This window comes from Nonomuraea insulae, assembly GCF_042656245.1.
In genome coordinates, this window is sequence record NZ_JBHSPA010000083.1 from 19746 (window position 1) to 38263 (window position 18518).

The 18518-nt window shown below is 67.3% G+C and carries 21 protein-coding genes and 1 pseudogene; 6 read left to right on the forward strand and 16 right to left on the reverse strand.

What is annotated here, in order from left to right; all coding sequences use genetic code 11:
• A partial coding sequence (locus ACFPZ3_RS52855) for an alcohol dehydrogenase catalytic domain-containing protein (protein ID WP_379522039.1) occupies positions 1 to 445 on the reverse strand: 445 nt, incomplete at its 3' end.
• 92 nt (positions 446 to 537) lie between these two features.
• On the opposite strand from ACFPZ3_RS52855, the gene ACFPZ3_RS52860 reads away from it, so the two are divergent.
• Positions 538 to 885: a hypothetical protein gene (locus ACFPZ3_RS52860; protein ID WP_379522040.1), complete on the forward strand. Its 348-nt coding sequence runs from the start codon at positions 538 to 540 to the stop codon at positions 883 to 885.
• Between the two features lie 249 nt (positions 886 to 1134).
• Here ACFPZ3_RS52860 and ACFPZ3_RS52865 read toward each other — a convergent pair whose 3' ends face one another.
• Both ACFPZ3_RS52865 and ACFPZ3_RS52870 read right to left on the reverse strand, forming a co-directional pair.
• Positions 1135 to 1665, reverse strand: a complete 531-nt coding sequence (locus tag ACFPZ3_RS52865; protein ID WP_379522041.1) for a hypothetical protein — start codon at positions 1663 to 1665, stop codon at positions 1135 to 1137.
• Between the two features lie 112 nt (positions 1666 to 1777).
• Positions 1778 to 2671, reverse strand: a complete 894-nt coding sequence (locus tag ACFPZ3_RS52870) for a bile acid:sodium symporter family protein (RefSeq protein WP_465263593.1) — start codon at positions 2669 to 2671, stop codon at positions 1778 to 1780.
• Between the two features lie 335 nt (positions 2672 to 3006).
• Between ACFPZ3_RS52870 and ACFPZ3_RS52875 the strand changes: the two genes are divergently transcribed.
• Positions 3007 to 3897: a DUF1838 family protein gene (locus ACFPZ3_RS52875; RefSeq protein ID WP_379522042.1), complete on the forward strand. Its 891-nt coding sequence runs from the start codon at positions 3007 to 3009 to the stop codon at positions 3895 to 3897.
• 107 nt (positions 3898 to 4004) lie between these two features.
• On the opposite strand, the gene ACFPZ3_RS52880 is transcribed toward ACFPZ3_RS52875, so the two are convergent.
• The 4 genes from ACFPZ3_RS52880 to ACFPZ3_RS52895 are packed head-to-tail and all read right to left on the reverse strand — an operon-like array spanning position 4005 to position 7846.
• Positions 4005 to 4604, reverse strand: coding sequence for a GTP-binding protein (locus ACFPZ3_RS52880; RefSeq protein ID WP_379522043.1), 600 nt, complete (start codon positions 4602 to 4604; stop codon positions 4005 to 4007).
• On the reverse strand, positions 4585 to 4983 hold the full coding sequence (locus ACFPZ3_RS52885; RefSeq protein ID WP_379522044.1) for a DUF742 domain-containing protein: 399 nt from the start codon (positions 4981 to 4983) through the stop codon (positions 4585 to 4587). Before ACFPZ3_RS52885 ends, ACFPZ3_RS52880 begins: the two co-directional genes overlap by 20 nt.
• On the reverse strand, positions 4980 to 5411 hold the full coding sequence (locus ACFPZ3_RS52890) for a roadblock/LC7 domain-containing protein (RefSeq protein WP_379522045.1): 432 nt from the start codon (positions 5409 to 5411) through the stop codon (positions 4980 to 4982). Before ACFPZ3_RS52890 ends, ACFPZ3_RS52885 begins: the two co-directional genes overlap by 4 nt.
• Positions 5408 to 7846, reverse strand: coding sequence for a sensor histidine kinase (locus ACFPZ3_RS52895; protein WP_379522046.1), 2439 nt, complete (start codon positions 7844 to 7846; stop codon positions 5408 to 5410). The genes ACFPZ3_RS52890 and ACFPZ3_RS52895 overlap by 4 nt, the downstream gene beginning before the upstream one ends.
• Before the next feature lie 362 nt (positions 7847 to 8208).
• On the opposite strand from ACFPZ3_RS52895, the gene ACFPZ3_RS52900 reads away from it, so the two are divergent.
• A complete protein-coding gene (locus ACFPZ3_RS52900; RefSeq protein ID WP_379522047.1) occupies positions 8209 to 8448 on the forward strand; it encodes a hypothetical protein in 240 nt (79 codons plus the stop codon).
• Between the two features lie 40 nt (positions 8449 to 8488).
• Positions 8489 to 8686, forward strand: coding sequence for an integrase core domain-containing protein (locus ACFPZ3_RS52905; protein WP_379522048.1), 198 nt, complete (start codon positions 8489 to 8491; stop codon positions 8684 to 8686).
• A 94-nt stretch (positions 8687 to 8780) separates the two neighbouring features.
• Here the strand turns inward: ACFPZ3_RS52905 and ACFPZ3_RS52910 are convergent, their stop codons facing one another.
• From ACFPZ3_RS52910 to ACFPZ3_RS52935, 6 genes are all read right to left on the reverse strand, one after another.
• Positions 8781 to 10985: an exo-alpha-sialidase gene (locus ACFPZ3_RS52910; RefSeq protein WP_379522049.1), complete on the reverse strand. Its 2205-nt coding sequence runs from the start codon at positions 10983 to 10985 to the stop codon at positions 8781 to 8783.
• A 245-nt stretch (positions 10986 to 11230) separates the two neighbouring features.
• Entirely contained in the window at positions 11231 to 11710 is a 480-nt protein-coding gene (locus ACFPZ3_RS52915) for a peptidase inhibitor family I36 protein (RefSeq protein WP_379522050.1), read from the reverse strand.
• Between the two features lie 185 nt (positions 11711 to 11895).
• Positions 11896 to 12129, reverse strand: a complete 234-nt coding sequence (locus ACFPZ3_RS52920; protein ID WP_379522051.1) for a hypothetical protein — start codon at positions 12127 to 12129, stop codon at positions 11896 to 11898.
• Between the two features lie 13 nt (positions 12130 to 12142).
• The gene (locus tag ACFPZ3_RS52925; RefSeq protein WP_379522052.1) at positions 12143 to 13108 is read right to left on the reverse strand and encodes a sigma-70 family RNA polymerase sigma factor; all 966 of its coding nucleotides are present in this window, start codon (positions 13106 to 13108) and stop codon (positions 12143 to 12145) included.
• Positions 13092 to 13823 (reverse strand): DUF899 domain-containing protein, encoded by a 732-nt coding sequence (locus ACFPZ3_RS52930; protein ID WP_379522053.1) that lies wholly within the window; start codon positions 13821 to 13823, stop codon positions 13092 to 13094. Before ACFPZ3_RS52930 ends, ACFPZ3_RS52925 begins: the two co-directional genes overlap by 17 nt.
• Positions 13824 to 13853: 30 nt before the next feature.
• Positions 13854 to 14561 carry a hypothetical protein gene (locus ACFPZ3_RS52935; RefSeq protein ID WP_379522054.1) on the reverse strand — a complete coding sequence of 236 codons (708 nt, stop codon included), beginning with the start codon at positions 14559 to 14561 and terminating at the stop codon, positions 13854 to 13856.
• Positions 14562 to 15052: 491 nt separating this feature from the next.
• On the opposite strand from ACFPZ3_RS52935, the pseudogene ACFPZ3_RS52940 reads away from it, so the two are divergent.
• A pseudogene (locus tag ACFPZ3_RS52940) lies at positions 15053 to 15196 on the forward strand (tetratricopeptide repeat protein); the annotation flags it as partial.
• 90 nt (positions 15197 to 15286) lie between these two features.
• Here ACFPZ3_RS52940 and ACFPZ3_RS52945 read toward each other — a convergent pair.
• Both ACFPZ3_RS52945 and ACFPZ3_RS52950 read right to left on the reverse strand, forming a co-directional pair.
• Positions 15287 to 16171, reverse strand: a complete 885-nt coding sequence (locus ACFPZ3_RS52945; protein WP_379522055.1) for a sigma-70 family RNA polymerase sigma factor — start codon at positions 16169 to 16171, stop codon at positions 15287 to 15289.
• Positions 16172 to 16274: 103 nt separating this feature from the next.
• Positions 16275 to 17135, reverse strand: coding sequence for an NmrA/HSCARG family protein (locus ACFPZ3_RS52950; protein WP_379522056.1), 861 nt, complete (start codon positions 17133 to 17135; stop codon positions 16275 to 16277).
• A gap of 83 nt (positions 17136 to 17218) precedes the next feature.
• On the opposite strand from ACFPZ3_RS52950, the gene ACFPZ3_RS52955 reads away from it, so the two are divergent.
• Positions 17219 to 17716: a MarR family winged helix-turn-helix transcriptional regulator gene (locus tag ACFPZ3_RS52955; protein ID WP_379522057.1), complete on the forward strand. Its 498-nt coding sequence runs from the start codon at positions 17219 to 17221 to the stop codon at positions 17714 to 17716.
• A 237-nt stretch (positions 17717 to 17953) separates the two neighbouring features.
• On the opposite strand, the gene ACFPZ3_RS52960 is transcribed toward ACFPZ3_RS52955, so the two are convergent.
• Positions 17954 to 18451 carry a MarR family transcriptional regulator gene (locus tag ACFPZ3_RS52960; protein WP_379522058.1) on the reverse strand — a complete coding sequence of 166 codons (498 nt, stop codon included), beginning with the start codon at positions 18449 to 18451 and terminating at the stop codon, positions 17954 to 17956.
• Between the last annotated feature and the right edge of the window lie 67 nt (positions 18452 to 18518).

Sequence of the window (18518 nt, forward strand, 5' to 3'; positions counted from 1 at the left end):
CGGGCCGCAGACGGCGCGGCCCGTCCTCGGCGACGGTGAGCGCGCGGTGCGCGGTGAGTGCGGGAACTCCGAGAGAGGCACCGACGTCGAACCCGGCTTCGTCGGGCAGCGGCACGGCCTGCCTGGCGGGCACGACGGTGAACTCGGCGGCGGTGCCGGTGGGCCGCCCGGCGGTGACCATGAACAGCCACACCCGCTGGCCGACCCGGCTCCGGTCGACCCCCTCGCCGACGGCGTCGATCACGCCGGCGCCGTCGAGATGCGGGGTGACTTCCGGGAACTTCTTGGGGTTGGTGGCGCCGGAGCGCGTCTTCCAGTCGGTCGGGTTGACCCCGGACACGGCGACCCGGACACGAACCTCCCCGGGGCCGGGCACGGGCAGGTCACGGGCGACGAGCTGGAGAACGTCGGGGTCGCCGTGGTCGCGGTAGATGATGGCCTTCATGATGTGTCGTCCTCGTCCCACTCGGTACTGATGCTTCGGCAACGATCTCTTACCCGTCCTCGCGCTGGCGCCTGCCTGTTCAGGTGAGCAGGATGTCGCTGGAACCGGATTCGACGGCGTCGAGGGTGGCCAGGGTCGCGGCCGGACGGGAGACGCTGAGTCGGCTGCTGGCCGAGGGGATCACCGAGGCGCCCGATGACGCCGGCCCGCTCGACGGCGTCAGCCGCCCGTGCCGGACCGCCGCCGGCTTTCCGCGGAGAGGTGGGCCCGTACGACAAAGCCGCCCCAGCTCACGGCCGGCTTTCCGCGGGGACGTGGGCCCGTACGAGGAAGCCGCCGCCTGCCTGCCGGTCGGCGCTGAACTCGCCGCCCAGGGCGTCGACCCGATCGCGGAGCCCGCCCAGACCGGACTCACCCTCGACACCCCGACAAAGCCATGACCGACTCTACATGCCCCGGTCGGGCGTGCGGTTGCGCCGGCCAGGTGCGCTTTCCGGGTGCCGTGCTCGATGAAGATCAGCACATGCAGCCGTTTGAGCAGTCCGGTTTCGACCACGAGCGATGGACGCAGTCGCCGCTCTGATTGCGCAGCAAAGCCACGAAACCGTATTTTCGAGCGGGACGCCGTCAAATCGCAGGTCAGAGCCGTCGAGCCGTAGTTTCGGGCACCCACGGGCTTGAGGATGCGTTCAGGTGATCTCGTCACCCGAACTCAGCGCGAATCGCCGCGTGTGGTTCTCGCGTGCCGGGGCCTGCGACCCCAAAACGATTTCGTCTTCCCGAATACTGCTGACACCCAGGGTGAAGTCTTTGTGTGATATGTGCCAGGTAATGTCCCCGGCGGCGTCCATGCAGATCAATTCGCATTCGCTGAGCAGCGCGACCCCCTTGCTGGAAAGCTCGTGGATGGTGAGGGAGCGGAAAGCCTCGTCGTCGTGTCGTTGCATCGTGTACAGGTGAACGACCTCGCCTGTCCGCAAGTCGACTCGCTCGATCTCCCACCCGTTCCTCTCGATGATCAGGAGCCTGCCTCCTTCCTCGTCCAGCCACCATGCTCCCCCGACCAGGCGGGCATCTGCCGTGCTCTCGATCGTGATGTTCTCGGTGTTGCTCAATTCGATGAGGAATCGAGTTTCTCCGACAGCGCGAATCCCACCCCACGCGCCGAGAGATGCCCACCCGGCTTCGAATGTCACCTCGTGGCCAGTCGACGCGGTCATCGATTCCCTTTCCGAGCAGGGTGATCCCGCTGTGCAGGCGCATTGATCGCATCTTGATGTGCTGGGCGCGGAAGAAGTACAAGCGACTGAAACGCCGAGCGGCGGCCGATGCTCAGCCGCTCGCCGGGTTCGGCGACGCGGGCTCGGCGACGCGGCGTCTGACGAGATAGCCGAAAACCAGCGTGGTGCCGAACATGAGCACGCCGTAGACGGCGGGCGGCACCGCCATCGTCGGGTTGGCGAGCAGCGTCGGGCTGAGCGCGATCGTGATGGCCAGCGTGCTGTTGTGGATGCCGATCTCCATCCCGGACGCGATCGCCTGCCGGCGCTCCACGTCGAACAGCCGCGGCAGCCAGTAGCCGATGGTGAGGCTGATCGCGCTGAACAGCAGCGCCACCAGCCCGACGGCGGCGATGTAGCCGCCGAGCCGCTCCCGCTCCTGCACGATCGCTCCGACGATCACCGTGGCCAGCACGATCGCCGACAGGATCCTGACCGGCTTGTCCATCCGGTTCGCGAACGTCACGCTGACGCGTCGTACGATCATGCCGACCGCGACCGGCACGAGCACGATGGCGAAGACCTGCGCCACCTTGTCGGCCTGCAGTCCGATGCCCGGCCCGGCTCCCACGAAGTGGTCCAGTGACAGGTTGACCACCACGGGGAGGGTGAGCACGGCCAGGACCGAGTTCACGGCGGTGAGGCTGACGTTCAGCGCCACGTCGCCGCCGAACAGGTGGCTGTAGAGGTTCGCGGTCGTCCCGCCGGGCGAGGCCGCCAGCAGCATCATGCCGGCGGCGAGCAGCGGCTCCAGCCCGAACAGCACGACCAGCCCGAAGCAGACGGCCGGCAGCACGAGGATCTGCGCGACCAGCGCGATGACCACCGCCTTGGGCCGGGTCGCGATCCGGGCGAAGTCCTGTGGTGCGAGGGAGAGGCCCAGCCCGAACATGATCAACGCGAGCGCGGCGGGAAGCATGACTGTGGTGAGAATGGACTGCTGCACGGGGGACCACCGTTTCTCCAGGCGCGAACCGCTGGCCTTGTCTAACAGCCCGATCCCGCACCGATCAATACATGCGCCCCTATCGTGACCTCCCAAGCACTTGTTCAGGCCCCGGTGTCAGGAGGGTCGTCATCAGGTGGTCTCTCCGGGCAGGTCGCGTACCCCGGGAACGGGCTGGACAATCCTTCGCCCACCATGATCACAATGGGGGACTATTCACTTCATTCTCGACATGGATGGCGTAAGTGGTCAAACGAGGCATTCCAGGGCTATTAGCCCCTATCGTCCTATTTATCGGCCTGGGCATTCCAGGCGCGCAGGCGGCCGACACCGTCGTGGATCCCACAAATCCCGGGCCGGTCTACGCGACGGTCACCGACAAGAGCGGCAAGCTCTCCCTCCAGACGTACGGGCGTCCGGACGGGAAGGACATGGTGTTCCGGATCTCCGGCTCGGTGTACGCGAACATCGAGGGCAACAGCCTGGACCCGGCGATGCGGCACGGCCAGAAGCTCTTCAACATCGAGGGCTACAACATCCGGCGGCTCTACCGCGTCCCCGACACGAACCAGCTCTACCAGCTCTCCCGGGAGATCGTCTTCTACACCGACCCGGCGGACCCGCAGCGCGTCCTGCGCGAGTGGAAGAACCCGATCGACGGCAAGACCTACCCGGTCGTGCCCATCAACAACGACTCGGTGAACTTCGGCCCGTTCACCATCACCTCCGCCTTCGCCGGTCCGGCGCTGCAGCAGTTGCACGACGAGAGCGTGTGGACCAGCGACATCGGCGTGCGCTCGGACCTGGGCACCGCGCTGGGCGAGAGGTTCGGCCTCACCGGCGGCGTGTACGCCGCGCAGGAGATGTTCGACTTCTCCGTCGACGACCGCGAGGTGGCGGCGCGCACCGCGCAGGGCATCCCGTCCGGCGCGATGAAGACGAAGATCAGCTGGGCGCGGACCAGCCCGTGGGCGCCGTTCATGTGCCTGCCGGAGAGCGACGTGCGCGGTCAGCTCACCTACCACGCCCGCAGCTGGTCGCTGGGCTCCTACGCCCGCATCGAGCCGTGGCTGCGGGCCGAGGTCGAGGCGAACCACCCGCTGTACACGGCCGCTCCCACCGCGCCTGGGGCGAGCGAGAACTCCTGGACCTCCTTCTACAACAAGCAGCTCGGCAAGGGCGCCACCACCTGGGCAGGCTGGTGCGCCGCCAACGGCCGCGCATGACGCACCGCCGTCACCGGCGCGCATGACGCACCGCCGTCACCGGCTACGTGTGAACGGGCGCGACCTCGCCGCCGCCCGTTCATGAAGATCCGCACCCCGTCGCCCGGTCAGGCCACGGGGTGCGGTGTGGTGCGGGAGTGGGCGGCCATCAGGTGGTCGATGAGCGTGAGCAGCACATCGCGCCCCGCCACTCGATCGCGGGCGTCACAGAGCACCAGCGGCACCTGCGGGTCGAGATCGAGCGCCCTGCGGATCTCCTCCTGCGTCCGGTCCTTGACGCCGTGGAAGCAGTTGACGCCGACGACGAAGGGGATGCCGCGGCTCTCGAAGAAGTCGATCGACGCGAAGCTCACATCGAGCCGGCGGGTGTCCACCAGGACCACGGCGCCCATCGCTCCGTTGACGAGGTCGTTCCACATGAACCAGAAGCGTTCCTGGCCGGGAGTGCCAAACAGGTAGAGCACGACGTCCCTGTTGATGGTGATCCGCCCGAAGTCCAGCGCGACGGTCGTGGTGGATTTGCCGCTCACCCCGTCCAGATCGTCGACGCCGACGCTGGCATGTGTCAGGTACTCCTCCGTACGCAGGGGGGCGACCTCGCTCACCGCCCCGACCAGGGTCGTCTTCCCGACGCCGAAACCGCCGGCGACAAGGATCTTCACCGCCAGGGGAGCATCGTCCCCGTGGTCAGAGCTTGCGTAACCCATCCCGCACCGCCTCAAGGATTGCCATTTCAGGAGAGCCGCCCGCCTGGGCGAAAGCCAGTGGCGGCCGGGCCCGCAGCCGGCCGGCCTCGATCAGATCGCCGATGAGGATCTTGGTCACCGACACCGGGAGATTCAGTGCGGAGGCGACCTCGGCCACCGCCAGGGGCCGCTTGCACAGAGTGACGATGGTGCGGTGCTCGGGCTGCATCCTCCGCGCGCCGCGTCCGGTCTCCGGCGAGACCTCGGACATCGCGGTCAGCAGGGTGATCAGCGTCAGGTCGTCCCGCTCGGGAGCGGTGCGTCCGCCGGTGATCGTATAGGGGCGGACGAGGGGCTCGTCGGCGTCATCGTCCTCGAAGCCCTCCGTCCAGTGTTTCATCCGCGTCCCCCCGCGTCGTCGGCCCGCGCGGCCCGCGCATCGGCGCCCAGCTTCTGGCCGACCTGCTGGATCAGGGTGTGCATCGCGACGCTCATCAGCTCGGCGTCGACCTCCTGGGAGGCGACCACGGCCAGGTGGGTGCCCCGGCCCGCGCCTGTGATGAACAGCCACAGGTCGGCCATCTCGATGATGACCTGGTGGACCGGGCCGCCGCTGAAGAGCTGCCCGACACCGCGGGCCAGGCTCTGCTGGCCGGTGGCGATCGCGGCGAGGCGTTCGGCGTCCGAGCGTTCGATGGTCCTGGACCGGCTGATCACCAGGCCGTCGTCGGACAGCACGATGGCGTGCCGGGTGCCCGCGACCTGATCGACCAGGCCGTCCAGGAGCCAGTCCAGGTCGATGTTGGTGGCGGTGGTGCGCTGCGTCATCTTGGATCTTCCGTCGTAGGGGCACTGGGCTCGGCGGATCCGCTCGGCCCGGGCTGGGCGGCGTCGCCGGCCCGGCGCCGGCGAGACTGCCTCTGGAACGCGCCGATCGTGGCACTGGATCGGCTGGGCTGGTCGCGTACGGCCCAGGTGTCCTGGCCGGTCTGTTCGTCCCGGTCGGCCGGGGCCTTGAGCTCGGCGGCCAGGCTGGCCTGGCGCACTCGCTGGGGCAGCGGCCGGCGCTCGGACGGTGGCGGCGCGTCGTCCCGGTCCGGCGATCCGGCGGACGCCGTCACGTACGCCATCGCGCGTCCTCTGGAGCGGGTCGGCAACTGGCCGTCCTCCGGAGGCTGGCCGGGCTCGTCCGAGTCTTCAGGGTGGCGGGGTTCGGCGTCTTCCTCCTGCGGGCGGGGCCGCGTACCGGTGGTGTCCTGGGGGACCTCCTCGGGGAGCGCGGCCGGCGCGGGCACCGCACGGGGGCGGTCCACCACCAGCGGTTCCGGGAGCAGCACGATGACCCGGGTGCCGCCGAAGGCCGACGACCGCAGCTCCACCTGCAGGCCCAGACCGGCGGAGAGCCGGGCGACCACGTACAGGCCGAGCCGCACGTCGTCGGCGTGGGTCATCACGTCGAGCTGCGGCGGCGACTTCAGCAGGGCGTTCGCGGCGTCGTACTGCTCGGGCTCCATGCCCAGGCCGCGGTCCTCGATCTCCACGGCGACGCCCCGGCTGACCGGTGCGGCCCGCACCTCGACGGGCGTCAGCGGCTTGGAGAAGGTGGTGGCGTTCTCCATGAGCTCGGCCAGGACGTGGACCAGCGGCCCCACTGCCCGTTCGGCGATCCAGGGCTCGCCCTCGACGTCGATCGAGATCCGGCGGTAGTCCTGGACCTCGCCCTGCGCGGCGCGCAGCACATCGAGCAGGTGTACGGGCTTGCGCCACCGGCGCTGCGGCTGCCCGCCGCCGAGGATCACCAGGTTCTCCTCGTAGCGGCGCAGCCGGGCGGTGAGGTGGTCCAGGTCGAACAGGCCCTCCAGCACCTCGGGGTCCTCATGCCGGCGCTCCAGCTCGTCCAGCTTCTTCAGCTGCAGGCCGATGAGGATCTGCGTACGGCGGGCGATGCGCTGGAGCATGCGCTGGAAGCCACGGTGCTGCTCGGCCTGCCGCACGGCGGTGAGCACGGCGCTGCGGCTGGCCATGTTGAGCGCCTGCCCGAGCTCGCCGAGCTCGTCGGGGGTGGGCTCGACCCTGTGCACCTCCGCGTCCACGTCGACGTCCTCGCCGCGCTCCAGCCGGGCGACCACCTTGGGCAGCCGCTCCTGCAGCTCCTGGGCGTCCTCGCGCAGCCGGAGGATGCGCCGGCGAAGGATGGCGGTGAGGCGCCAGCTCGTGAAGATCACCAGGCCCAGGGCGAGCAGGCCGACGGTGGAGATGCTGATGAAGATCGTGAAGAGCATGCCGGCGTGGCCGTAGCCGATCTTGCCGACGTTGTCGAAGCGGAGGTTGAGGAGTTTGCGCAGTTGCGCGGAGACCTCGTTCACCGAGGAGCGCCACGCGGCACTGTCGTCGCGGAGTGTCACCTGTTCGGTCCGGGAGCCGCTGCCGGAGGTGACCAACCGGCTTTCGAGGGCGGTCATGGCTTCCCACGCCTTGCCGGCCGTCAGCTTCGCGTACGGGATCTCATCGCCCGTGAGACTGGGGATCACCCGGGACTGCATGAGGTGCTTCCTGGCGCCGATGGCGTCGGCGACGAGGCCGTACTCGTCCTTCGTCAGACGCCCCGCCGCCCAGCCGCGCGCCAGGACGGCGTCTTCGCGGCCGATCGCGTCGACGACCCAGAAGAGGTCGACCAGGGTCTGCGACTGACTGTTCACCTGGCCCTCGTCGGTGTTGCTGAGGGCGGTCAGCACGCCGAGGTCCGACGCGAGGACGCGGCTGTAGTAGTCGAACGCGTGCTGCGCGCTGGACCAGCCGGCGTCCACCGCCCCGCGCTGCTGATCGAGGAGGCCGAGGACGCGTACAGTCCCGGCGATGGCGCCGGTGAGCCCCTCCTGCGCGTTCGCGGAGTCGAGAGCCGTCAGGGAACGGAAGGCGCTCACCGCCTGGTCGGTCGCCGTGCGCTGCTCGGCGAGCTTGTCGCGGGCGGCGCCGGTGGAGCCGGCCTGCACCTCCGCGGTGAGGCGCCGCTCCTGATCGAGACTGAAGAACAGCCTGGCCGCAGGTCTGCCGACGGTGGTCGTGGCCAGATCCATCTGGGCCTTCTCCGCCCGCCACTGCGAGGACAGCTGGTACATGCCCGACGCCAGCAGGGGAGTGAAGGTCAAGCTCGGGACGAACACGACGATGAGCAGCACGGTACGCAACGGCAGCCGGCGGCCGCCGGCCAGTCGCCGCGGCCCGCCGCCAGATGACCCCCTTAACCCAGCTCCGTCGCCCATGGTCTCCGCTCGTCGTCGCCCGACCCTGCCCAATCTAGCCACGTGCCGGACACTCCTCCGCCTATCGGTGAGTCCATGACGAAAGTCGCCGAAGTGGCGATTGGTGCCCGATATTAGCCACCCGGCAGTTGACTGGAAAACCCCCGCTGCGCCGGTCCCGCCGCGCGGCGCCTTCTCCCTGTCGCGGTCCTGCCGGAGCTCCTGTCCCGGCCCTGCGTCAACGGGTCGCGGGCGGACGGTGCAGGAGCCGGCCACGGAAGGGGTCAGCAGCGTCGCGACGGTGTCCCGCTCGGAAACACGGTTTCGTACTGTGAGCTGGGGTTTCGCTGCGTGATCAGGGCGGTGGCTGGGACCTTCGCGAGGTGTTGTTGTCGCTGGTCTACCGGTTGGTGAGGGGCTTGGTCGGCCTGCTGGCGGTGCTGGTCCGCGCTGATCTGTCCAAGGGCGTTGAGCTGCTGGTGCTCCGTCACGAGAATCAGGTGCTACGCCGTCAGCGGTGGGGGCACGCCGACCGGCGGCGCCTGGGACGGCCCGGCAGCCGCCCCCTTGTCAAGGCACTGATCGTGCGGATGGCCCGAGAGAACCCAACCTGGGGGCATTGAAGAATCCAAGGCGAGCCGGCCCGCAGCCGAACTGCTGAGGGTGGTCACGACGCTGCCGCGGACGCCGAGGATGAACGCCATCTGCGAGCGCGTCATCGGCACCCTGCGCCGCGAACTCCTGGACCGGATCCTGATCCTCAACGAACGCCACCTGACCTTCGCACTCCGCGAGTATCTGATCCACTACAACGGGCACCGGCCGCACCAGTCCCGACAGCCCCTGGCTTCCGGCCGCTGACAAGCGCCGGTCGGGCGGAGGCGGACCCGTACACCTCCGCCCGACCGAGCAACTATCGCTCTCCAGAGGCCACGGCAGGGGCCATGGTGTCAGATCACCAGTGCGGGGTGGAGGCCATCTGACCGCCCCAGTTCTCCTGCTGGACACCACCCGTACGGTCCCACCACCAATGGGTGACCCCGCCGTCGACGGCGGACGCCCCATAGACGTGCTGAGCTTCACCGGCCAGGTTCGTCACCGGATCGGAGTGCAGCGCCCCAGGCCACACAGCGTAACGAGGCTCATCGTAGGCGGGATCCCACCACCAGTGCGCCAGGGTGTTGTCGGTCGTGCGGGCGAAGACGTGCTGCTGGGAGCCGTGCACGAACGCGGAGGGGCGTCCGCCCAGCGGGACCGGGCCGGCCCACGTCTGCCGCTTGACCACTTGGGTGCCGGAGTCCCACCACCAGTGCGACAGCCAGCGCTGCGCGTCGGCCGCGAAAACGTGGAGCTGACCGCGGTGCACGAAGGCTGTTGGGGTGCCGTGCGCGGTCCCCGCCCAGGTCTCGTGCCGGACGCCAGGCCCCTTGGCCCACCACCAGTGGTGCAGTTGGCCATCGGTTCCCGTGGCCCAGACATGCTGCTGGTCGCCGAAAACCACCGCGACCGGATCACCGGCCACGGTACTCGCCGCCGCCCAGGTCTGCTCCCGGCGGGTATCCGTACCGGAGTCCCACCAGGTATGAAGCAGCCGGCCGTCCGGCGTACGGACGAAGGCGTGCTGCTGGCCCGGCGTCGTGACGGCCGCGGGCGCTCCTGACACGGTGCCGGCGGGTAGCCAGGTTTCCTGGACCAACCCGCCGCGGCCCGCGTCCCAGAAGCGGTGGCGTAAACTCCCGTCGGTGCCGCGCACCAGGACGTGCTGCTGGGCACCGGCCAGGTAAGCGACCGATTCACCGGCGACGGCGGTGCCCCAGGTCCCGCGCTTGACCGTGCCATCCGACTCTTCGAACCAGTGGCCCAGGCCGCCACCGGGTGCGAGGGCGAACAGGTGCAGCTGATTCGGAGCCGTAGTGGCCAGCGCACCGGTGTACTGATCGGCCGTCAGGCTGGTCGGGTTGTCCGGCATGTCGAGGTCGGCCTCGGTGAAGGTGGCGAAGTTGACGAATTCGTGCTCATCGTCGACTCCGCCCTCGTAGATGACGCCGTACTTTCCGCCACCTAAGTCGATCATGTCGGAGTACGCAGAGATGTCGTCGTACACCAGATATCCGTCCTGGGGCGCCTGCCAGGTGTAGCCTCCGTCGAAGGAAGAACGGATGGTGAGGTCCACTCGGGTCGAGCCGGCCGGAGCGGCCAGCAGCGCCCGGTCGTAGCCGTCGCGGTCCTTGGCCCTGATGTCCAGGGTAGATGCCTGCGTGCCGATGTCGGGCAGCCCCAGTGGCGGGAGCAACGCGAAGTCGGCCTCGAACGTCTTGCCCTGGTCACGAGAGATCGCGTATGCGGCCCTGTCCACCGTCGCCGCGGCGCCCTCCTCGTTGCGCGCCGCCACGAACACGCTGCCGTCACTCCGCTCGAAGAGGCTGAGCTCCTGCGCTCCGATCGCGGGCTCGGCACCGTGCGAGGACGCACCGGCGTGCCATGTGGCACCGCTGTCGTCACTGTAGATCAGTGCTCCGCCGAGTGCGGACTGCTTGTAGGTTCCCGGGGCAACACGAACCGTCATACCCGCCACCAGGCGGCCGGCGTCGGCGCCCCTGGTGAGTTGGATGCCATGCGCGGGGCCCGTGCCGAGTTGTCCCGGAGAATCTTCCGACCCTTCCTGCCAGGCTCCCCAGGCGGGCTTCCAGATCTCCTTCGTGATCGCCTTCCGGGCATCCCACGTGGCGCCATGGTCATCGCTGGTTCGGACATAGACCCGGTCATGGTTCTCGGTGTACAACAGCACGATCCGATGCGGGTCTGTTGTGGTGTCCACGATCGGCACGGGGTTGTGCGCGAACACCCGCGGCGTCGCGCTGTGTCTGGCGAGCACTCGCAATGGGCCCCATTTCTTGCCACCGTCAGAAGACCGCTTCACCACGATGTCGCCCGGGCTGGAGTCGCTGCAATCATCGAGGTGCGCGCCGGCGAAGGCCAGCAGGCCTCCATCACCGGCCTTCACCACGGTGGGGGCTCGGAAGCAGACGTACGCGGCCGCGGCGCCATTCTCCCGCTCCCCGTTGGCGAACACCTCGTGTCCATCGGGAATGGGGGTGGCTGCCGCGATGAAGGGTGGTGCCACCACCGATGATGCCGCGACCAGCAACACTGCGACCATTTTCATAAAGTGGCGCGATATGATCGGCCGCGCCACTGGATTGTGCTTTTCATCAGTTCGTTCTCCATTCGCCGTGGGGTCGGGGATTGCACCCCGCTGGCTTCTCTGGTGAAGGCCAATGGCCCCCGCGTTGTTTGCGGCGGGGAACACGTCACTCTCGTGAGGTGGCCAGAAACCAGGGCTCGATTGCTTCGGTATCCGCTATGGATAGTTTCGCATCCGCCCTTGACCGACGACCGGTACGATCAGCCGAGCTTGATCTTGTCGACCTTGTTGTTCCAGGTCCCGCCCCCAGGGTAGGAGACCTTCCCGAGGTCCGGAATGAGCGATCCCGCATAGACGGCGAGCGTTTTGTCCGACTCCAGGAAGGAGCGGCTGTCGACCAGCGTCACTGTCCCGCCCGTACGGTTGTAGACACTGCTCACCATATCTCGCCAACCGTAATCGCCCAATTCCTTCGTACCTGCTCCGGTGTACCTGGTTCCAGCGCCCGAATACTGCGGCCACTCCCAGATGCAGAACCAGTGGATAGGGCAGTCGCTCTGGTCAAGTACCCGCATGACGGCCACCGACGTGCCCGTGCTCGTGGCGAGGTCGATAGTGGTCGTGTTGAACTTCCCGAGAGTGCCGGCGTGAGCCGTACTTGCGGAAGCCGCCGGTGCCGTTGCGGTGATGAGTGCGGCGGTCACGGCAAACGTGGCCGTCCAGTAATGCTTGAAGCGCATTTTGCTGACTTTCTGGTAGATGCCAGGGGATGTAATGGGACGCCGATAAGGTGAATGTGCCCCACATCGCCATCAGTGAGGCAGGCGCATGCCTTTCTCGTAGTCGTGGCAACCGTATGGCGAGCGGCTGAGATGGACAATGAATAATCGTCTTGAATACACAAGTGAGGAGTTCGTCGCGTAGCTTATTCGTGCGATGTACGATCGCGGGCCGCGCAGAGGTCGGCGGCGATACTGAATAGTCGGACGCGTTCTGATCGCCGATGCTGTTGATCGTCTTGGTGATCGAGTGCGCGATGGTAGATCTGCCGCATGACGCGGTCGGCGGCGTCGGCCGAACCGAGCATGAGGTGGCAGAACAGTCGCAGCTGTGCGTGAAGCTCCTCGTTGTGCTGGGTGATGTTTTCTGGTTCGGACATGTCGTTGGCCGTGTCAGATCCCGAACAGTGGAAACAGCCCTGAGCCGTGGAACGCGACGATCCGGCAGACGCCCTCGGTTGTGAGTGTCAGTACGTGCAGGGCATGTGGGTGGTGTGCGCCGTCGCGGCCGCGGGCGTAGACCGCGAAGGCGGGCTGTCCGTTGGCGGAGGTGGAGACCAGTGCGGCCGGTCCGATCACTCGCATTTGTTTGGCCAGGAAGGCGAGGATGGTGTCGCGGCCTTCGAACCAGGTCGCGATCGGCGGCATTTCCCATCTGGCGTCCTCGGTCAATACCGCGACGAGTTGATCGACGTCCGCGGTTTCGAAGGCGGTGACATATCGGTCGAGCAGGGCCCGCTGTCGTGGCTCGGCGGGTTCGGTCAGGTCGTCTTGGCTGAGCGGAACCTGGGCTCGGGCGCGCTGGAGCGCGCTGTTGACGGCCGCTGTCGTCATCTCCAGCAGTTGCGCCACCTCGGCGGTACGCCATTGCAGCACGTCGCGGAGAATCAGCACGGCTCGCTGTCGAGGCGGCAGCTGCTGGAGCGCTCCCACCAGCGCGAGCCGCATAGTCTGTCGTTCCACCACGACCGTCGCCGGATCGGCCGGTGCGGTGGCGAACAGGAAGTCGGGTATCGGCTGGAGCCACGGCACCTCCCGAGCTTGTGCGCCGAGCGCCGCATCCAGGTCTGTCTGGGGGGCGCCGAGATCCGCGGGCAGAGGCCTGCGTCTACTTTTTTCCAGCGCCTTGAAACACGCCCGGGTCGCGATACGGTACAGCCAGGTACGCAGCGAGGACCGTCCCTCGAACGCGTCGTAGGCACGCCAGGCGTCGAGGTAGACGTCTTGCACCACCTCTTCGGCCTCGTCGACCGAGCCGAGCATGCGGTAGCAGTAGGCGAGCAGCTCACGCCGGAACGGTTCGCTCAGCCTTCCGAAATCCTTGTCGCCGGCGGCCTTGGCTTCAGTCGTGGCGTGCATGATCCGCCGATCCTGTGGTGGCGGGGTGCGCGGCTCGCGCGGTCGAGCCGTATTCGTCGTGTCGCTTCAGCCACGAATATCGCGGCACCTGGGGGCATCCGTCGGGGGAGTCCTCCCAGTCCTCTTGGCGTCCGAGTGCGGTGAAGTCGAGGGAACCCAACGTTGCTCCCATCGGCTCGTGCTCGCGATCGTTGATGAAGTACGTGCGGTAGACGTTGTCGCCGTCACGGATGAATGCGTTGGTGCCGTACCACTCGGCCACGCCTAAGTCGGCGTCGAAGCTGTCGGTGATCGTGTACCAGGGCATGGTCCAGCCCATGAGCGCTTTCATCCGTTCGATGTCGGGTTGCGGTGCGCGTGAGGCGAACGCGAGCGTGGTGTCGCGGGCGTGGAGATGCGCGAGATGGGCGACCTGGTCGGCCATCAGCGAGCAGCCGACGCAGGCGTGGTCGGGCCAGCCGTCCACGCCTGGCTCGAAGAAGGCGCGGTAGAGCAGCAGTTGACGACGGCCCTCGAACAGGTCGAGCAGCCGGGCGGCACCGTTCGGACCGTCGAAGGCGTATTCCTGCTCCACCTTCAGCCACGGCATCCGCCTGCGCTGCGCGGCCATCGCGTCCCGGGCGCGGGTCAGCTCCTGCTCCTTCGCCAACAGGCGCAGGCGGGCGGCCTCCCATTCCGCCGGAGCGACGACCTGGGCCCGGTAGGTGTTGTTCATCGTGATGTCCCTTGTGAGAAGGAATTCGGATCAGTGGACGGCGATGTCAGCCATGTCGATGGCGACGAAGACGATCTGGTCGTCGCCCATGGGGGCGTAGGCCCGTCGCGTGGCGGGGATGACGATGCCGTCGACGTCGCGGTAGTCGGTGGCGTAAAGCTGCGCCTCGACCGTCCGGCCGACGATGTCGATGGTGAAGTCGTGACGGCGCAGCAACCCGTCCGGGCCGAAGCAGAACACCTGCGTGCGTGTGTGGCTCTTGATGTGGTCGGGGAAGGTCACTTTCAGCCGCCGCCATGTTTCACCGTCGGCCTCAATCGGGTCGATCTCCTCGCAGAAGAACCCCGGCCAGGTGAACAGGAACGGTGTATTCAGGTACGTCCACAGTGCTTCCCCGGTGAAATACGCGAGATGCAGGTCATCCCATGGCGTCTCGAACTGGTGGCCGTCGAACGACCGTTCCGGGTCGTCGCGTGTCTCGACCACCGTGCCGATCGGTCGTTGCAGGACGACCCGGTCGGGTTCGAAGACCGACCGTCGGTCCTGGCCGACGAAGTCCATGGTCAGCCGTTCCCGCGTGGTGTCCACCTCGAAGCGGACCTTCGTCAGCGCGTCGCCTTGTCCCTTGATCTGCCAGAAGGCCCCGGTGATGGCGGCGTCGACAGCGATCGTCTGGATCCGGTTCCACCGGTCCACGCCACCGTGCGCGGCGACGGCGCTCGCGAGTAGATCGTTCATTGCTCTTGCTCCTCCGTAGGGATGCCCCGGCCGCCGAAACGGCGGTCGGGGCGAGTCGGGTCAGTCGACGATGATTCCGCCGGGCGGATCGCGCGAACACCGTGCTGGGCCCATTCGGCCTACAGCGCGCGGTTGAGACCTTCCATCGCCGCCCAGCCGACGCTCATGCCGCCCACCAGGGGCAGCGGCAAACGGGCCGGTTCGGGTGTGTGCATCATGATCACCCCCGACCGCCGGGCGATCATGTGCCGTGCGGCGGATTCTCGTCCCCGGTGCCCACCACGGCGGTCTCGACCGCTCCACCCGCGGCGGAGATCGGCGGCGATCGCCGATCCGAAGCCGCGGCCCGCTCCGGTGACCACCGCCGTGGTCTGTGACTGGCGCGATGAGCTCATACCTATACAGAGGCGAGCTCACCGCGAAAGTCATCGCTGCGGCTCGGTTCGGGTTGCCGACACGGATTCGTCGAACAACCTCAGCGCCATCACGCCATGCGTGGCGGTACCGCCCGCACACACCGCCGCGGCGACCATCGCGACACGCTGTCGTCGCGGAACAACCTCGCCGGCGCCTACCGGTCGGCGGGGGACCTGGGCCGCGCGATCCCGCTGTATGAGCAGACGCTGGCGGATCGGCAGCGGGTGCTCGCCGAGCAGGCCGAACTGGGCATCCCTGCTCAGCCGGCGAACTGGCGTACGTCCCGTACAGTGATCCAGGTTGGAAGCTCAGCCCGCTACGAACGCCGACAAGTCGAGCGCGCTGAGACGTTCAGGGTCACTCAGTCCATCGATCGCGACGATTCTTCCGCCGGTGACAGTGAAGCCCATGACCGATACCGGCCGATGATCGACAGTGATGACAACCCCGGCAGCGCCGTTCACGAGCGCCTGATGAACGCGTGCGTCAGGCCGTGCGAACATCAGCGCACGACCCGCCACCTCGGCAGCACCGCGAATCACAGCGGAGGAGGCTTGACGCAGAGGGCCCGCGTCGGTTCGCAGGGTGACCTTCGAGTCGAGAAGCGCGATCAGCGCGTCGAAGTCACCACCGCGTGCTGCCGCGAAGAACGCATCGACCACCGCGTGTTGGCGGCCCAGGTCGGCATCGGGCACACCCACTCCCTGCACACGCCGACGCGCGCGACTCGCAAGCTGCTTGGCGGCGTTCGACGAGCGCGCCAGCATTGTTCCGATCTCCTCGTACGGGACGGCGAACACGTCATGCAGGACGAACGCGAGCCGCTCAGCGGGAGCCAGGGTCTCGAGAACGACGTACAGTGCGATGCCAACCGACTCGACCAGCAACGCTTCTTGCTCAGGATCGGCGCCGCCGACCTGGCTCACGATCGGGTCGGGTAGATGCCAATCCAGCGGCTCCTCACGCCGTGAGGCCCGGTATCGCAAGATATCCAGGCATATCCGCCCAGTCACGGTTGTCAGCCACCCGCGCAGATTCTCCACGCCACTCGTGTCTGAGCCACTCAGCCGAAGCCACGCTTGCTGTACGGCGTCGTCCGCCTCGTGTATGGAGCCCAGCATTCGGAACGCGACACCCCGCAGATGCGGGCGGTGCTCCTCGAAGCGTTCCGCCAGCCATCCATATTCGTCCATCCGTCACATTCCTCGGTCGCCCATTCGTGTCGTTACAGTGACGAACCAAAGCTCCTTGATGTAACAGATCGCACCTGCCTCATCCAGCGACGACTGGCGGTGATCAGTCGTTGTGCAGGAAGTTCCAGTCCTGCTCGTTCGCCCACGTGGTGAAGTGGCGCCAGGGGATCTCGGGGTAAGAGGCGCGCAGCGCGGCGATGTCCACCTGGAAGCTCTCGCGGTTAAACCAGTCGCGCATTGCCACACCATCCTCACCGTACGCGGACAAAGCCTCGCGCTTCGGCTCGATGTACCTGATGGCGTGGCCGGAGGCGGCGGTAACGCCGGCAGCCATTTGCTCGCCGGTGAGTTCGTCGGAGGCCAGCGCAATCGTCGCACCCACGAACTCGGCACGTCTTTCCAGGATGAGGCGTACGAACGCGGCGATGTCGGCCACGGCGACATGCTGCACGGGACGTTCTGAAGGCATCGGCAGGGACAGTACGCCCTCGCGAAGCCGGGCGCGCGCCCACGGCGCGTTCGCGTTGTCCATGAATGCGGCCGGTCGCAAGATCGTGGAAGAAACCCCCAATCGGATGATCTCCCGTTCCACCTGGTGCTTGGCCTCCAGGTGCTTGATACCTGTATCGCGATCGGCACCTGCGGCCGAGCTGTAGATCAAGTGAATACCTTGGTCGGCAGCCACCTGCGCCATGGTGCTGCCTTGTCGTACCTCTGCGTCAGCACCTGCCTCGTAGGACGTGGACATGGCGAAGATCGCGTCTACGCCGACGGCCGAGGTCTGCAGGGCCTGGCGGTTCTCCAGGTCGCCTGCCACGACTTCGGCGCCCATTTCTCGCAGGTGGTGCGCCCGCTGAGAGCCGATGTCCCGGGTGAGCGCCCGGACCGGATGCCCGTGCGCGAGGAGCTCCCGCGTGACGGCGCCTCCTTGCTGCCCCGTCGATCCCGTCACCAAAGTATGCATCCTTGTTCCTCCGCCTCCATCATCGATTCCAAATAGAACAGTACCAAATAAAACTATTCTAGACGTTGGATAAGATGGTTTCGATGATTTCGGAAGACGATCACCAACTGATGCTGGCCTGGGCCAATCTCGTTCAGGTGCATGCCGTCATGCGGACCGAGCTCAGCCGGCGTCTGGAGGAGCAGGCAGACGTTTCGCTCTCCGAGCATGAGGTGCTGTTTCGCTTGTCCCGGGCTCCGCTCGGCCGCCTGCGGATGATCGACCTCGCCGAGCTCACGCTGCAGCCCAAAAGCGCCATCACCCGCCTCATCGAGCGCCTGGTGCAGCGCGGTGCCGTGACTCGTCATCAGCCCCCCGACAACAGGCGCACCACGTACGCCGTCCTCACCCCTGAGGGCCGGGCGCTTTTCGACCATGCCCGCCCGGTGTACGTACAGGGTGTCCGAGAACTGCTGGGCGACCATGTCACCCCTGCCGATGTCCAGTTGCTTCGGCAGAGACTCCGTGCCGTCCTCAATGGTCTCGAGGCCTGGGCCGACGAACGGTGCGACCCGCAACCACTCACCGACGCCATCCCGTAGGGGGCTGTAGGTGTGGCCGACGATTCCACAGATCGTTTCCTGCGCAGAATGGAAGTCGTCGCCGCAACCGCCGGATCCAGCCACCTTCCCCCGCTTCGCGTTGACGCCGGCGGATGTGGCGTTCGTGGATCCGGGGCTCGGCTGACCGGCTCGGCGTGGCTGTCCAACTCTCTGCCCTGCCTTGGCGCGGTTCGTGCCGGTTCGCACGCGGCTTTCAGCGCGCGGCGCGGGCGACCGCTACTCGCGGGCCAGTTCGCTGGTGGCGTCCTGGCCGGCGTTGGTGGTGCGGTTCAGGAAGTCGGCGAGCATGTCGAGTTCGGGGTCGGTGTACCGGTCGCAGATCTGGTCCATGACCGAGTTCATGCCGGCGTAGAGGGCGAACAGTTCCGCGTTGCGATCGCGGAGGGCGCGGACTGCGACGGCGCGGCGGTCGGATGCTTGGGGGTCGCGGTCGCGGGTGATCCAGCCGCCGCGCTGAAGCCGATCCAGGATGCCGGTGAGGGTGGCGGGGTGCAGTCCTGCGCGGCGTGCCAGGGCGGTGGGGCTGAGCGGACCGTGCCGGTTGATGATGTCGAGGCAGGACAGGTCGGCGTCCTTGAGGTCGACGCGTGCGCTGACTTGGTGGTTGAGCAGGGACAGTTGGATGCTGAGTTCGCGCAGCGATTCTTTTATCGTGTTCGTCACCCGGCGCCGATGCCGTGCCGGGTCGGCTTCTGCGGGGGTGGAGGACGTCATACGATGAGCCTTCCCGAGATCAGGTATGGGTATCGTATTATACGTAATTCGAATGATGGGGCGGCTA